The sequence below is a fragment of the Leclercia sp. GLN_9 genome (genome assembly GCF_043105735.1).
GTDB lineage: Bacteria > Pseudomonadota > Gammaproteobacteria > Enterobacterales > Enterobacteriaceae > Enterobacter > Enterobacter adecarboxylatus.
The window spans coordinates 218,236-232,685 of the sequence record NZ_JBICLV010000005.1; the positions used below are offsets into that span (position 1 = coordinate 218,236).

General features: G+C 55.9%; 15 protein-coding genes. 14 read left to right on the plus strand and 1 reads right to left on the minus strand.

Going from position 1 to position 14,450, the window contains the following annotated elements; all coding sequences use genetic code 11:
• Nucleotides 1-22: 22 nt before the first annotated feature.
• Nucleotides 23-1,027 (minus strand): flagella biosynthesis regulator Flk, encoded by a 1,005-nt coding sequence (gene flk / locus ACF8PE_RS03425; protein WP_148569186.1) that lies wholly within the window; start codon nt 1,025-1,027, stop codon nt 23-25.
• Between the two features lie 114 nt (nt 1,028-1,141).
• Between flk and pdxB the strand changes: the two genes are divergently transcribed.
• From pdxB to ACF8PE_RS03495, 14 genes are all read left to right on the plus strand, one after another.
• A complete protein-coding gene (gene pdxB / locus ACF8PE_RS03430; protein ID WP_392494597.1) occupies nt 1,142-2,278 on the plus strand; it encodes a 4-phosphoerythronate dehydrogenase PdxB in 1,137 nt (378 codons plus the stop codon).
• A gap of 67 nt (nt 2,279-2,345) precedes the next feature.
• Entirely contained in the window at nt 2,346-3,359 is a 1,014-nt protein-coding gene (locus ACF8PE_RS03435; RefSeq protein WP_059307462.1) for an aspartate-semialdehyde dehydrogenase, read from the plus strand.
• On the plus strand, nt 3,359-4,171 hold the full coding sequence (gene truA / locus ACF8PE_RS03440; protein WP_032612848.1) for a tRNA pseudouridine(38-40) synthase TruA: 813 nt from the start codon (nt 3,359-3,361) through the stop codon (nt 4,169-4,171). Before ACF8PE_RS03435 ends, truA begins: the two co-directional genes overlap by 1 nt.
• A 27-nt stretch (nt 4,172-4,198) precedes the next feature.
• Nucleotides 4,199-4,858, plus strand: coding sequence for a DedA family protein (locus ACF8PE_RS03445; protein WP_059307463.1), 660 nt, complete (start codon nt 4,199-4,201; stop codon nt 4,856-4,858).
• 142 nt (nt 4,859-5,000) lie between these two features.
• Nucleotides 5,001-5,906, plus strand: a complete 906-nt coding sequence (accD, locus tag ACF8PE_RS03450; RefSeq protein WP_032612845.1) for an acetyl-CoA carboxylase, carboxyltransferase subunit beta — start codon at nt 5,001-5,003, stop codon at nt 5,904-5,906.
• 68 nt (nt 5,907-5,974) lie between these two features.
• Nucleotides 5,975-7,243: a bifunctional tetrahydrofolate synthase/dihydrofolate synthase gene (gene folC / locus ACF8PE_RS03455; protein ID WP_392494598.1), complete on the plus strand. Its 1,269-nt coding sequence runs from the start codon at nt 5,975-5,977 to the stop codon at nt 7,241-7,243.
• Complete coding sequence (gene dedD / locus ACF8PE_RS03460) at nt 7,233-7,940, plus strand: cell division protein DedD (RefSeq protein WP_059309083.1); 708 nt, start codon at nt 7,233-7,235, stop codon at nt 7,938-7,940. Before folC ends, dedD begins: the two co-directional genes overlap by 11 nt.
• Nucleotides 7,941-8,160: 220 nt before the next feature.
• Nucleotides 8,161-8,649, plus strand: a complete 489-nt coding sequence (cvpA, locus tag ACF8PE_RS03465; RefSeq protein ID WP_032612840.1) for a colicin V production protein — start codon at nt 8,161-8,163, stop codon at nt 8,647-8,649.
• 33 nt (nt 8,650-8,682) lie between these two features.
• Nucleotides 8,683-10,200, plus strand: a complete 1,518-nt coding sequence (gene purF, locus ACF8PE_RS03470) for an amidophosphoribosyltransferase (RefSeq protein WP_032612838.1) — start codon at nt 8,683-8,685, stop codon at nt 10,198-10,200.
• Nucleotides 10,201-10,289: 89 nt separating this feature from the next.
• The gene (locus tag ACF8PE_RS03475) at nt 10,290-10,859 is read left to right on the plus strand and encodes a UbiX family flavin prenyltransferase (protein ID WP_117385264.1); all 570 of its coding nucleotides are present in this window, start codon (nt 10,290-10,292) and stop codon (nt 10,857-10,859) included.
• A 297-nt stretch (nt 10,860-11,156) separates the two neighbouring features.
• Nucleotides 11,157-11,939, plus strand: coding sequence for a lysine/arginine/ornithine ABC transporter substrate-binding protein ArgT (gene argT / locus ACF8PE_RS03480; RefSeq protein ID WP_032612833.1), 783 nt, complete (start codon nt 11,157-11,159; stop codon nt 11,937-11,939).
• Nucleotides 11,940-12,179: 240 nt separating this feature from the next.
• Nucleotides 12,180-12,962 carry a histidine ABC transporter substrate-binding protein HisJ gene (gene hisJ / locus ACF8PE_RS03485; RefSeq protein WP_032612831.1) on the plus strand — a complete coding sequence of 261 codons (783 nt, stop codon included), beginning with the start codon at nt 12,180-12,182 and terminating at the stop codon, nt 12,960-12,962.
• 88 nt (nt 12,963-13,050) lie between these two features.
• Nucleotides 13,051-13,737 (plus strand): histidine ABC transporter permease HisQ, encoded by a 687-nt coding sequence (locus ACF8PE_RS03490; protein ID WP_059307467.1) that lies wholly within the window; start codon nt 13,051-13,053, stop codon nt 13,735-13,737.
• Nucleotides 13,734-14,450, plus strand: a complete 717-nt coding sequence (locus ACF8PE_RS03495) for an ABC transporter permease (RefSeq protein WP_032612827.1) — start codon at nt 13,734-13,736, stop codon at nt 14,448-14,450. The genes ACF8PE_RS03490 and ACF8PE_RS03495 overlap by 4 nt, the downstream gene beginning before the upstream one ends.

Sequence of the window (14,450 nt, forward strand, 5' to 3'; positions counted from 1 at the left end):
GTAGCGCCACCGGGCGATAACATCACATCACCAGCAAGAAAATCGCCAGCGCAATAATCAACGCAATAAACATCAACCCAGGACGGGCGGAAAGGGTTTTAAAGGTTTCCACAACCGGGGCAAACAGCGGACTGTAGATCGGCTGGATATTGCGCACTTCAATCGCGCCATTTTCACGCTCGGTACGGCGGGTAAAGATCACGTTCAGCAGCTCCTGAACCTGGGCGGTCGTCAGCACCGTCTGCGGCGTCGCCTGCCAGTTCTGCTGAGCATAGTCCTGAATGTTGTTCCACTCCTGGGGTTCCAGCGGCTGTTTCAGCGCCGCCTGCAGAGTATGCAACGTTGGCGCGCTTTGGGTGCTCAGTGTCTGGCGCGCCTGCAGCCAGGTGGCAAGATGAGTAAACTGTCTGGCCGGTATTAACTCACCCACCTTCACTCCCGACAACTCCAGCATCGACTGCCAGATCAGTTTGGTCGGCTCGCCCGTGGCAGCGGCAAGCCGGGTGACCATCTGCTTAAGCGTATTATGTTCGGCAGGCAGCAGCGGGCGTTCGGTAGCCGGACGTTGCTGCGGCTGCGGAATGGTGAGCTGGTTGTTTTGCAGCAGCGTCAGCACCGTTTTGAGCTGGTCAGGCGTCAGCTGGTGGAGCGCCGTGTGACCATACTGCTGGCGAATAAAATCGCTGACCGCCTGGCGGTTATTCCCCTGGCTTAACAGCTCCGTCAGCTGCGAGACCCTCTGCCGGGTAGTGTGGTTTTGCTGAGCGGTGTCCAGGCGCTGGTTCAGGTTTTGCTCTGCAGCAGGGAAGTGGCGCGACAGCATAGGGGCATCACTCTTCAGGCCCAGATCGTGTTTGACCCCGGCCCACACTTCCGCATTCTGCTGCGACGTCAGGGCAATCAGCCGGGTAATCAGGCGCTCCAGAACGGTGCGCTGCTGTGTGGAGAGGGGCTGTTCGCCTGCGACATGAGACGGACGCGGGCCGTCACCCGGAGGTTGCGGCGGCGTACCTGAAATGGGCTGCATCGTTAAAAAAATCCTTAAAGTCGTTACTCAGCGTAAACCAGGTTACGTATATGCCTGGCGGCCAGATTATGGCACACTTGGCCGGTTAACTTCCTCTCAAACAGGTACTCAGACGTGAAAATCCTCGTTGATGAAAATATGCCTTACGCCCGCGAGCTTTTTAGCCGCCTGGGTGAGGTTAAGGCCGTTCCCGGACGCCCGATCCCGGTCGCAGAGCTGGATGATGCCGACGCCCTGATGGTGCGCTCAGTGACCAAAGTGAATGAGGCGCTGTTATCTGGCAAAGCGGTGAAGTTTGTCGGGACGGCAACCGCGGGAACCGATCATGTGGATGACGCGTGGCTGAAGCAGGCGGGGATCGGTTTTTCCGCCGCGCCGGGCTGTAATGCCATTGCGGTCGTGGAGTATGTTTTCTCTTCCCTGCTGATGCTGGCCGAGCGTGACGGGTTTAGCCTGGCCGATCGTACCGTCGGCATTGTCGGGGTTGGTAACGTCGGCAGCCGCCTGCAAAAACGCCTTGAGGCGTTAGGCATCCGCACGCTGCTGTGCGATCCTCCCCGCGCCGGCCGTGGCGATGAGGGCGATTTCCGCAGCCTGGACGAGCTGGTGGCCGAATGTGACGTGCTCACCTTCCATACGCCGTTGTTTAAAGATGGGCCTTATAAATCCCTGCATCTGGCCGATGAGGCGCTCATCAGCCGCCTGAAGCCGGGTACCATTCTGATCAACGCCTGTCGTGGTCCGGTGGTAGATAACGCGGCGCTGCTCAAGCGTCTGGACGCCGGTCAGGCGCTTAGCGTAGTGCTGGACGTCTGGGAGCCGGAGCCGGATCTCAACGTGGATCTGCTGAATAAAGTGGATATTGGCACCGCGCACATTGCGGGCTACACCCTGGAAGGCAAAGCGCGCGGCACCACCCAGGTGTTTGAAGCCTACAGTACCTTTATTGGTAAATCGCAGCAGGTGGCGTTGGATACTCTGCTTCCGCCGCCAGAATTTGGCCGTATTACCCTGCATGGCCCGCTGGATCAGGCAACGCTGAAAAGGCTGGTGCATTTAGTGTATGATGTGCGCCGCGATGACGCGCTGCTGCGAAAAGTGGCGGGTATGCCGGGTGAATTCGACAAGCTGCGCAAGCATTATGTGGAGCGCCGCGAATGGTCTTCCCTCTATGTGATGTGTGATGACGCTGCGGCGGCATCACTGCTGCATAAGCTGGGGTTCAACGCCACTCATCATCCGGTTCGTTAATGTCTTCTTAATGCTCCCTGGCGGATAACCCGCCGGGGACGCTTTTTTATTTCTGGAGTAAACCACCATGTCTGAAGGCTGGAACATTGCCATACTGGGCGCTACGGGCGCCGTGGGTGAAGCCCTGCTCGAAACCCTTGCCGAGCGTCAGTTCCCGGTGGGGGAGATCTTTGCCCTGGCGCGTAATGAAAGCGCAGGTGAACATCTGCGTTATGAGGGCAAATCGGTACGCGTTCAGGATGCGGCTGAATTTGACTGGACCCAGGCGCAGCTGGCCTTTTTCGTAGCCGGGGCCGAAGCTTCCGCAACTTATATCGAAGAAGCCACCAACGCCGGCTGTCTGGTGATTGATTCAAGCGGCCTGTTCGCTCTTGAGCCGGATGTGCCGCTGGTGGTGCCGGACGTAAACCCATTCGTGCTGGCCGACTACCGTAACCGTAATATCATCGCCGTACCGGACAGCCTTACCAGCCAGTTGCTCACTGCCCTGAAACCTCTGATCGACGATGGCGGCTTATCCCGTATCAACGTCACCAGCCTGTTGTCGGCCTCTGCTCACGGCAAAAAAGCGGTAGACGCGCTGGCCGGGCAGAGCGCGAAGCTGCTGAACGGGATTCCGGTGGACGATGAGGATTTCTTTGGTCGTCAGCTGGCCTTCAACATGCTGCCGCTGCTGCCGGATCGCGAAGGTAGCGTGCGTGAAGAGCGCCGACTCGTCGATGAGGTACGTAAGATCCTGCAGGACGACGGGCTGATGATCTCCGCCAACTGCGTGCAGTCGCCAGTGTTTTACGGCCATGCCCAGATGGTGGGCTTCGAAGCCATGCGTCCGCTGGCAGCGGAAGAGGCGCGTGACGCTTTTGCCCGCGGTGAGGATATCGAACTGTCCGAAGAGAGCGCGTTCCCGACTCAGGTCGGCGATGCAACGGGTAATGCCCGCCTCTCCGTCGGTTGTGTCCGCAACGACTACGGCATGCCGGAGCAGATCCAGTTCTGGTCAGTGGCCGACAACGTTCGTTTCGGTGGCGCGCTGATGGCGGTGAAAGTTGCCGAAAAACTGGTGCAGGAGTATCTGTACTGATGTCAGAAGTGGAACAAAAGCCGGTCCATAAAATTGCCCTCGGGATTGAGTACGATGGCAGTAAATATTATGGCTGGCAGCGTCAGAACGAGGTGCGCAGCGTCCAGGAGAAACTGGAGAAAGCGCTCTCTCAGGTGGCAAATGAGCCTGTAAATGTCCTGTGCGCGGGGCGTACCGACGCGGGTGTCCACGGCACGGGGCAGGTGGTGCATTTTGAAACCACTGCGGTGCGCAAAGACGCGGCCTGGACGCTGGGGGTAAATGCGAATTTGCCTGGAGACATCGCGGTTCGTTGGGTCAAAACTGTGCCGGACGATTTTCACGCGCGTTTCAGCGCAACTGCGCGTCGCTACCGTTACATCATCTACAATCAGCGTCTGCGTCCGGCGGTGTTAGGCCAGGGCGTAACGCATTTTTACGAGCCGCTGGATGCCGATCGCATGCACCGCGCGGCACAGGCACTGATTGGCGAAAACGACTTTACCTCGTTTCGCGCGGTACAGTGCCAGTCGCGTACGCCGTGGCGCAACGTGATGCACATTCACGTCAGCCGGTATGGCGCGTATGTCGTGGTCGATATCAAAGCCAATGCCTTTGTACATCATATGGTGCGGAATATTGTTGGCAGCCTGATGGAAGTGGGCGCCGGACACCAGCCGGAGAGCTGGATTGCAGAGTTGCTGGCAGCGAAGGACCGAACCCTGGCAGCAGCAACGGCGAAAGCGGAAGGACTCTATCTGGTCTCGGTTGATTACCCGGATCGTTTTGACCTTCCAAAACCGCCAATGGGCCCGCTGTTTTTAGCGGACTAATAGCTGTGCAATAAAGGTTTAGACAATATGGATTTTATTCGCTTTCTGATTGATTTCATTCTGCATATTGATGTTCACCTGGCAGAGCTGGTCGCTGATTATGGCGTCTGGGTGTATGCCATTCTGTTCCTGATCCTGTTTTGTGAAACCGGGCTGGTGGTGACGCCGTTCTTACCGGGCGATTCGCTGCTGTTCGTGGCGGGGGCGCTGGCCTCTCTGGAAACCAACGACATCAACGTTCACCTGATGGTGGTTCTGATGCTTATCGCCGCGATCCTTGGCGATGCGGTGAACTACACTATAGGTCGTTTGTTTGGCGAGCGGTTGTTCAGTAACCCGGACTCGAAGATCTTCCGTCGCAGCTATCTCGATAAAACCCATGCGTTTTATGAGAAACACGGCGGTAAAACGATTATTCTTGCGCGCTTTGTGCCTATCGTCAGGACCTTTGCCCCCTTTGTTGCGGGAATGGGTCATATGTCGTACCGTCACTTCGCGCTGTATAACGTCACTGGCGCGCTGTTATGGGTGCTCAGCTTTACCTACGCAGGCTATTTCTTCGGTACCATTCCTATGATTCAGGAAAATCTCAAGCTCCTGATTGTAGGGATTATTGTGGTCTCCATTCTGCCGGGCGTGATCGAAATTATTCGTCACCGGCGCGCGGCGGCAAAACAAGCGAAATAAAAGCACAACTGCGGTTCGACCACTTTTTTATCCAAAGTTTCGGGCTGTTATGTTTTAATGTGCAACATTCATGGTCTGTCGGGGGCAAAAATGGCATTATGCGCCCCTTACAGCAAACCTGGTTCAGGCAGAAAGGTTATCAATGAGCTGGATTGAACGAATTAAAAGTAACATCACCCCAACCCGCAAAGCGAGTATTCCTGAAGGGGTGTGGACCAAATGTGACAGCTGTGGCCAGGTCCTGTACCGCGCCGAGCTGGAGCGTAATCTGGAAGTTTGTCCTAAGTGCGATCATCACATGCGTATGTCGGCGCGTAACCGCCTGCATAGCCTGCTGGATGAAGGTTCTCTGGTTGAACTGGGCAGCGAGCTTGAGCCGAAAGATGTGCTGAAGTTCCGCGACTCCAAAAAATACAAAGACCGTCTGGCCTCTGCGCAGAAAGAGACCGGCGAGAAAGACGCCCTGGTCGTGATGAAAGGCACCCTGCACGAGATGCCGGTTGTGGCGGCAGCGTTTGAGTTCTCCTTCATGGGCGGCTCAATGGGTTCCGTGGTTGGCGCGCGCTTCGTGCGTGCGGTAGAGCAGGCGCTGGAAGACAACTGTCCGCTGATCTGCTTCTCCGCCTCCGGTGGTGCCCGTATGCAGGAAGCGCTGATGTCGCTGATGCAGATGGCAAAAACTTCCGCCGCGCTGGCGAAAATGCAGGAACGCGGTCTGCCGTACATCTCCGTACTGACCGACCCGACCATGGGCGGCGTATCGGCGAGCTTCGCGATGCTGGGCGACCTGAACGTTGCTGAGCCGAAAGCGTTGATCGGCTTTGCTGGCCCGCGCGTTATCGAACAAACGGTACGTGAGAAACTGCCGCCGGGCTTCCAGCGCAGTGAATTCCTTATCGAGAAAGGCGCTATCGACATGATCGTTCGCCGCCCGGAGATGCGCCTGAAATTGGCCAGCATCCTGGCGAAGCTGATGAATCTGCCGTCGCCGAGCCCGGATGAACCGCGCGAAGGCGTGGTAGTACCGGATCAGGAACCCGAGGCCTGATAACTCAAAAGGGCAGGGCCAGTGGCGCTGCCCTTTTGCTTTCTAACCGTAACTGAAAAGCGCGCAACATGGAAAATATCACTCTTCCCCAAGCCACGTCGCCTCTGGCCGCGTGGCTTTCTTATCTGGAAAACCTGCACAGTAAAGCCATCGACATGGGACTTGAGCGCGTCAGCCAGGTAGCGGCGCGCCTTGATGTTCTGAAACCGGCTCCTTTTGTTTTTACCGTCGCGGGCACCAACGGCAAAGGCACCACCTGCCGCACGCTGGAATCCATGCTGATGGCGGCAGGCTACAAAGTGGGCGTCTACAGCTCGCCGCATCTGGTGCGCTATACCGAGCGCGTGCGGGTGCAGAACGCAGAGTTAGCCGAATCGGCGCATACTGCCGCGTTCGCAGAGATTGAAGCCGCGCGCGGTGATATCTCGCTGACCTATTTTGAATATGGCACGCTGTCGGCGCTGTGGCTGTTTAAGCAGGCGCAGCTGGACGTGGTGATCCTCGAAGTCGGGTTAGGTGGGCGTCTGGACGCCACTAACATTGTGGATCCAGACGTGGCGGTGGTCACCAGCATCGCGCTGGATCATACCGACTGGCTGGGGCCAGATCGGGAAAGCATTGGCCGTGAAAAAGCCGGTATATTCCGGGCCGGTAAACCGGCCATTGTCGGTGAACCCGATATGCCGCACACCATCGCTGACGTGGCTCAGGAGAAGGGCGCCCTGTTGCAGCGTCGGGACGTGGACTGGCGCTACAGCGTGACAGAGAGTGGCTGGCGCTTTGAAGACGCCAAAGGCGCGCTGGAGAACCTGCCGTTGCCGCAGGTGCCGCAGCCGAATGCCGCCACGGCGCTGGCCGCATTGCGCGCCAGCGGTCTGACTGTTAACGAGCAGGCTATTCGCGACGGCATTCAGCAGGCGATTCTGGCCGGACGTTTCCAGATCGTCAGCGAATCACCGCGTCTGATTCTGGATGTCGCCCATAACCCCCATGCGGCTGCCTATCTCGCCGGACGTCTCAAATCATTGCCAAAAACCGGGCGCGTGCTGGCGGTTATCGGTATGCTTCATGATAAAGATATTGGCGGCACGCTGGCCTGCATGGAGAGTGTGGTCGATAGCTGGTATTGTGCACCTCTTGAAGGTCCGCGTGGGGCTACGGCCGAACAGCTGATGCAACACCTCGGCCAGGGCCAGAGCTTTGCCAGCGTGGAACTGGCGTGGCGCGCGGCAATGGCGTACGCCAGACCAGAAGATACCGTGTTGGGGTGTGGATCCTTCCACACGGTGGCACATGTCATGGACGTAATGGATGCGGGGAGAACCGGTGGCAAGTAAGTTTCAGAACCGTTTAGCAGGCACCATTGTGCTGGTGGCGCTGGGGGTCATTATTCTCCCCGGGCTGCTTGATGGACAGAAAAAACATTATCAGGATGAGTTTGCGGCGATCCCGCTGGTGCCGAAACCTGGCGACCGGGATGAGCCGGATATGCTGCCAGCGGCGACACAGGCGTTACCTGCTCAGCCGCCGGAAGGCGCGGCTGAAGAGGTGCAGGCGGGCGATGCCGCGGCACCATCCTTAGATCCGTCGCGTCTGGCGTCCGGTAATAATAACGAACTGGATCCCGTTCCGGCGCCGGTCGAGCAATATGCGCCAAAGCCGGTGCAAAAACCGAAACCGGTTGAGAAGCCGCAGCCGAAACCTCAGCGCGATAACACCAGCCAGCAGCTGGCGGCGGCGACGGAAACCCCACCGGCCAAACCGGCGGCAGAAGAGAAACCGGCGCCAACCGGTAAAGCCTATGTCGTGCAGCTCGGCGCATTGAAAAATGCCGACAAGGTTAACGAGGTGGTGGCTAAACTCCGTGGCGCGGGGTACCGCGTTTACACTTCACCTACGACGCCGGTACAGGGTAAAATTACCCGTATTCTCGTCGGCCCGGATGCATCTAAAGATAAGCTGAAAGGATCGCTTGGAGAGCTGAACCAACTCTCCGGCCTGAGCGGCGTGGTGATGAACTACAACGTTAATTAATGTAGGTTTTTTTCCCCTGCCACTGCTGCTTTTCTTTAAAGGAGAGTGCCGGAGGAGGGGAGGGCAGGCGTCCGAAGAGACGCAACGGCCAGTGGCGTTGATTATTTTTTCAGCGCCTTTTTTATTTACGCGTGGGAAGGAAATCCCTACGCAAACGTTTTCTTTTTCTGTTAGAATTCGCCCCGAACTGGATGACAGGGCGTTTAATCGTGGGACGTATATGGTCTGGATTGATTACGCCATCATTGCGGTGATAGGTTTTTCCTGTCTGGTTAGCCTGATCCGTGGCTTTGTTCGTGAAGCGTTATCGCTGGTAACCTGGGGCTGTGCCTTCTTTGTTGCCAGTCATTACTACACTTACCTGTCTGTCTGGTTCACGGGCTTTGAAGATGAACTGGTTCGAAATGGGATTGCCATCGCGGTGCTGTTTATCGCGACGCTGATTGTCGGCGCCATTGTTAACTACGTGATCGGCCAACTGGTTGAAAAAACCGGTTTGTCAGGAACGGACAGGGTGCTCGGGATCTGTTTCGGTGCATTGCGAGGCGTGTTGATTGTCGCCGCGATACTGTTCTTCCTTGATACCTTTACCGGGTTCTCAAAAAGTGAAGACTGGCAGAAATCGCAGCTGATCCCGCAGTTCAGCTTCATCATCAGATGGTTCTTCGACTATCTGCAAAGCTCGTCGAGTTTTTTGCCCAGGGCATAAACCCTGAGATGTGGCTTAACGAGGAAATGACGAATGTGCGGTATTGTCGGTATCGCCGGTTTCATGCCGGTAAACCAGTCTATTTATGACGCATTATCGGTGCTTCAGCACCGTGGGCAGGATGCCGCGGGTATCATCACCATTGATGCACACAACTGCTTCCGTTTACGTAAGGCTAACGGCCTGGTAAACGATGTGTTTGAAGCCCGCCATATGCAGCGTCTGCAGGGTAATATGGGTATTGGTCACGTTCGTTACCCTACCGCAGGCAGTTCCAGCGCCTCTGAAGCGCAGCCTTTCTACGTTAACTCTCCGTATGGCATCACGCTTGCCCACAACGGCAACCTGACCAATGCCCACGAGCTGCGTAAAAAGCTGTTTGAAGAGAAGCGTCGCCACATTAACACCACTTCAGATTCTGAAATTCTGCTTAACGTCTTTGCCAGCGAACTGGATAACTTCCGTCACTATCCGCTGGAAGCCGACAATATTTTTGCTGCCGTGGCGGCCACTAACCGTCTGATTCGCGGTGCCTATGCCTGCGTAGCGATGATTATCGGCCACGGTATGGTCGCGTTCCGCGATCCGAACGGTATTCGCCCGCTGGTGCTGGGTAAACGCGATATTGGCGATGGCCGTACCGAGTATATGGTTGCCTCCGAAAGCGTGGCGCTGGATACCCTGGGCTTTGAGTTCCTGCGTGACGTTGCCCCAGGTGAAGCGGTCTACATTACCGAAAAAGGCCAGCTGTTCACCCGCCAGTGCGCGGAAAACCCGGTCAGCAACCCGTGCCTGTTCGAGTACGTCTACTTTGCCCGTCCAGACTCCTTCATCGACAAGATCTCCGTCTATAGCGCCCGTGTGAACATGGGAACCAAGCTCGGCGAGAAGATTGCTCGCGAGTGGGAAGACCTGGATATCGACGTGGTTATCCCTATCCCGGAAACCTCCTGCGATATCGCGCTGGAGATGGCGCGTATCCTGGGTAAACCGTATCGCCAGGGCTTTGTGAAAAACCGCTATGTTGGCCGCACCTTTATTATGCCAGGCCAGCATCTGCGCCGGAAATCAGTACGCCGTAAGCTGAACGCCAACCGCGCTGAGTTCCGCGACAAGAACGTTCTGCTGGTGGATGACTCCATCGTGCGTGGCACCACTTCAGAGCAGATTATTGAGATGGCCCGTGAAGCGGGTGCGAAGAAGGTTTATCTGGCTTCTGCGGCACCGGAAATTCGCTTCCCGAACGTGTACGGCATTGACATGCCGACCGCTAACGAGCTGATTGCTCACGGTCGCGAAGTGGACGAGATCCGCCAGATCATCGGTGCCGATGGCCTGATTTTCCAGGATCTCAACGATCTGATCGACGCGGTGCGCGCCGAGAACCCGGATATCCAGCAGTTTGAGTGTTCGGTGTTTAACGGCATCTACGTCACCAAAGACGTAGACCAGCAGTATCTCGACTACCTCGACTCTCTGCGTAACGACGATGCGAAAGCCGTGCAAATGGCAAACGATCTCGAAAGCTTAGAGATGCACAACGAAGGTTAATCGTCATCACAGGCGAGGGCGTCTGCCCTCGCTTGCAACTCCCGCCAAAATCCTGCACAGTCAGCCCAGTTACAGTAAGGGCGATAATCATGAAACGATTGATAGTAGGGATCTCAGGGGCCAGCGGCGCGATTTACGGTGTCCGTTTGCTGCAGGTATTACGCGACGTCGAAAACGTTGAAACCCATCTGGTGATGAGCCAGGCCGCGCGTCAGACTCTCTCTCTTGAAACCGACTATTCCCTGCGTGACGTTCAGACATTGGCCGACGTGGTGCATGATGCGCGCGATATCGCCGCCAGCATCTCCTCCGGCTCGTTTAAGACCGCAGGTATGGTGATCCTGCCTTGTTCCATCAAAACCCTCTCCGGCATCGTCAACAGCTACACCGATACCCTGGTGACCCGCGCCGCTGACGTGGTGCTGAAAGAGCGCCGCCCGCTGGTACTCTGCGTACGCGAAACCCCGCTCCATCTGGGCCATCTGCGGCTGATGACTCAGGCGGCCGAACTGGGCGCGGTGATCATGCCGCCGGTTCCGGCGTTTTATCACCGCCCGCAAAGTCTGGATGAGGTCATAAATCAAACGGTGAACCGGGTGATTGACCAATTCGACATTGAACTGCCGGACGATCTCTTTACCCGCTGGCAGGGCGTCTGACGGGAAAGATGACCTGCCGTGGGGCAGGTCAGCGCAACGTGCCCTGTTTCAGGGCAATTCTGCAACCGCGATCATATCCTCAACATTTAATTCCTTTTTTCCTTTCTTCCCACTGCGGTTCGTTTGGCAGACCTGCTATCTTTCACCATTAAGGCAATCTTGCAACCTTTCGTTAACAAATTTAACGCCGTAGTTTTGCGCCAGACGCAATCTGGCATAAGACCTGCAAGAGATCGCCTGCAACAACACACAACATCATCTATTACATAATAAAATCACGACACTTGAGGGTAATGTATGAAGAAGACGGTTCTGGCTCTGTCTTTGCTGGTGGGATTAAGCGCAGCGGCAAGCAGCTATGCGGCGCTCCCACAGACCGTACGTATCGGTACTGACGCGACCTATGCGCCGTTCTCATCGAAAGATGCCAAGGGCGACTTTGTTGGGTTTGATATCGACCTGGGGAATGAGATGTGCAAACGCATGTCCGTGAAATGCACCTGGGTGGGCAGTGACTTTGATGCGCTGATCCCATCGCTGAAAGCCAAGAAAATCGACGCGATTATCTCTTCGCTCTCTATCACTGAGAAACGCCAGCAGGAGATCGCTTTCTCTGAAAAACTGTACGCAGCCGACTCACGCCTGATTGCGGCGAAAGGCTCCCCTGTTCAGCCCACCATCGATTCCCTGAAAGGTAAGCACGTTGGCGTTCTGCAAGGCTCCACGCAGGAAGGCTTTGCCAATGCCAACTGGCGTGAAAAGGGCGTTGATGTCGTGGCTTACCAGAACCAGGATCTGATCTATTCCGACCTGGCCGCAGGGCGTCTGGATGCCGCTTTCCAGGATGAAGTCGCAGCAAGCGAAGGCTTCCTGAAACAACCGGCAGGGAAAGAGTTTGCTTTTGCTGGCCCGTCGGTTAAAGACAAAAAGTACTTTGGTGACGGTACCGGGATCGGCCTGCGTAAAGACGATACCGAGCTGAAAGCGGCCTTTGATAAAGCCTTTACCGAACTGCGTAAAGACGGCACCTACGACAAACTGGCGAAGAAATACTTCGACTTCAATGTCTACGGCGACTAACCGTTACTGACGGGTGCGCACCATAATGGCTCACCGTTATGGTGCGTAGCGGCAATTGCGAACCATCGCGGTGCAACCACTGCGCCGGGCTGGTTATAAAGTGAATAGTTAAGCACTCGCAATGCACTTTTTCGCGCGTGCGGGGCATAATCTTTTGCCTTGCCGCGGCGATTAATGGCACATTAAGAGCAGCCCGTCGGCGTTAAAATCCCGTAAGAAGACAGTCTGTTGAGGATAGATATGAAAAAACTGGTGTTGTCACTTTCTCTGGCTCTGGCCTTTTCCAGCGCCACTGCGGCGTTCGCAGCAATTCCGCAAAAAGTTCGTATTGGTACTGACCCGACTTATGCCCCCTTTGAATCGAAGAATGCGCAGGGTGAACTGGTAGGATTTGATATCGATTTGGCGAAAGAGCTGTGCAAACGTATCAAAACAGAGTGTACCTTCGTTGAAAACCCACTGGATGCGCTGATCCCTTCGCTGAAAGCGAAAAAAATCGACGCCATTATGTCGTCTCTCTCTATCACCGAAAAACGCCAGCAGGAGATTGCCTTCACCGACAAGCTTTATGCAGCGGATTCCCGTCTGGTGGTGGCAAAATCTTCTGATATCCAGCCAACCCTGGAATCGCTGAAAGGTAAGCGCGTGGGCGTGCTGCAGGGCACTACCCAGGAGACTTTCGGTAACGAACACTGGGCACCGAAAGGGATCGAAATCGTCTCTTATCAGGGCCAGGAAAATATTTATGCTGACCTGACCGCGGGCCGTATCGATGCCGCCTTCCAGGACGAAGTTGCTGCCAGCGAAGGCTTCCTGAAGCAGCCGGTAGGGAAAGATTACAAGTTCGGCGGTCCGTCTATTAAGGACGAGAAACTCTTCGGCGTGGGCACCGGTATGGGGCTGCGTAAAGAGGACAACGAACTGCGCGAAGCGCTGAACAAAGCCTTTGCCGAGATGCGTGCGGACGGTACTTACGAAAAACTGGCGAAGAAATACTTCGACTTTGATGTCTACGGTGGCTAAACCCCCCACTCAATAACGTGCGGCCCCTCCTGTTACGGGAGGGGAAAAGACACGGCGTCACCACTCACGACACGACAGGGCAGGCGGTATGCTGTACGGATTTTCTGGCGTAATTTTACAAGGCGCACTCGTCACCCTTGAACTGGCTCTCAGTTCGGTGGTGCTGGCGGTGTTAATAGGCCTGGCGGGCGCGGGCGCGAAGCTTTCGACCAATCGGGCATTGGTTCTGCTGTTTGAAGGCTATACCACCCTGATTCGTGGTGTGCCTGACCTGGTGCTGATGCTGCTGATTTTCTACGGTCTGCAAATCGCTCTCAACGGCATTACGGATGCCATCGGTATGGCGCAGATTGATATCGATCCTATGGTGGCCGGTATCATTACCCTGGGCTTTATCTACGGGGCCTACTTTACTGAAACCTTCCGCGGAGCCTATCTCGCAGTGCCGAAAGGGCATATCGAAGCGGCCACTGCATTCGGTTTTACCTCCTCTCAAACCTTCCGCCGTATTATGTTTCCGGCCATGATGCGCTTTGCGCTGCCGGGCATCGGCAACAACTGGCAGGTTATCCTCAAGGCAACGGCGCTGGTCTCGTTACTGGGGCTGGAAGATGTGGTGAAAGCCACGCAGCTCGCGGGCAAAAGCACCTGGGAACCGTTCTACTTCGCCATCGTGTGCGGGCTGATTTATCTGGTGTTTACCACCGTTTCCAATGGTGTGCTGCTGCTGCTCGAGCGTCGCTACTCCGTGGGTGTGAAGAGGGCTGACCTGTGATCGAGATTATTCAGGAATACTGGAAATCACTGCTGTGGACCGACGGATACCGCTTTACCGGTGTGGCGATCACCCTCTGGCTGCTGATTGCGTCTGTGGTGATGGGTGGCATTCTGGCGATATTCCTTGCCATTGGCCGCGTGTCGAATAACAAATACATTCGCTTCCCTATCTGGCTGTTTACCTACATTTTCCGCGGTACGCCGCTCTATGTGCAGCTGCTGGTCTTCTACTCCGGGATGTATACCCTGGAGATCGTGAAGGGCACAGAGATGCTGAACGCGTTCTTCCGTAGCGGGCTGAACTGTACCGTGCTGGCATTGACGCTGAATACCTGTGCCTACACCACCGAAATCTTCGCCGGGGCGATTCGTTCCGTTCCCTATGGCGAGATTGAGGCGGCGCGGGCCTATGGTTTTTCCTCTGTGAAGCTCTACCGCTGCATTATTCTGCCGTCGGCGCTGCGCATTGCGCTGCCTGCCTACAGCAACGAAGTGATTTTAATGCTGCACTCCACCGCGCTGGCGTTTACCGCCACCGTACCGGATCTGCTGAAGATTGCCCGTGACATTAACTCGGCAACCTATCAGCCGTTTACTGCCTTCGGGATCGCGGCTGTGCTCTATTTAATCATTTCTTACGTCCTGATTAGCCTGTTCCGCAAAGCGGAAAAACGCTGGTTGCAGCACATAAAACCTTCTTCGACGCACTGA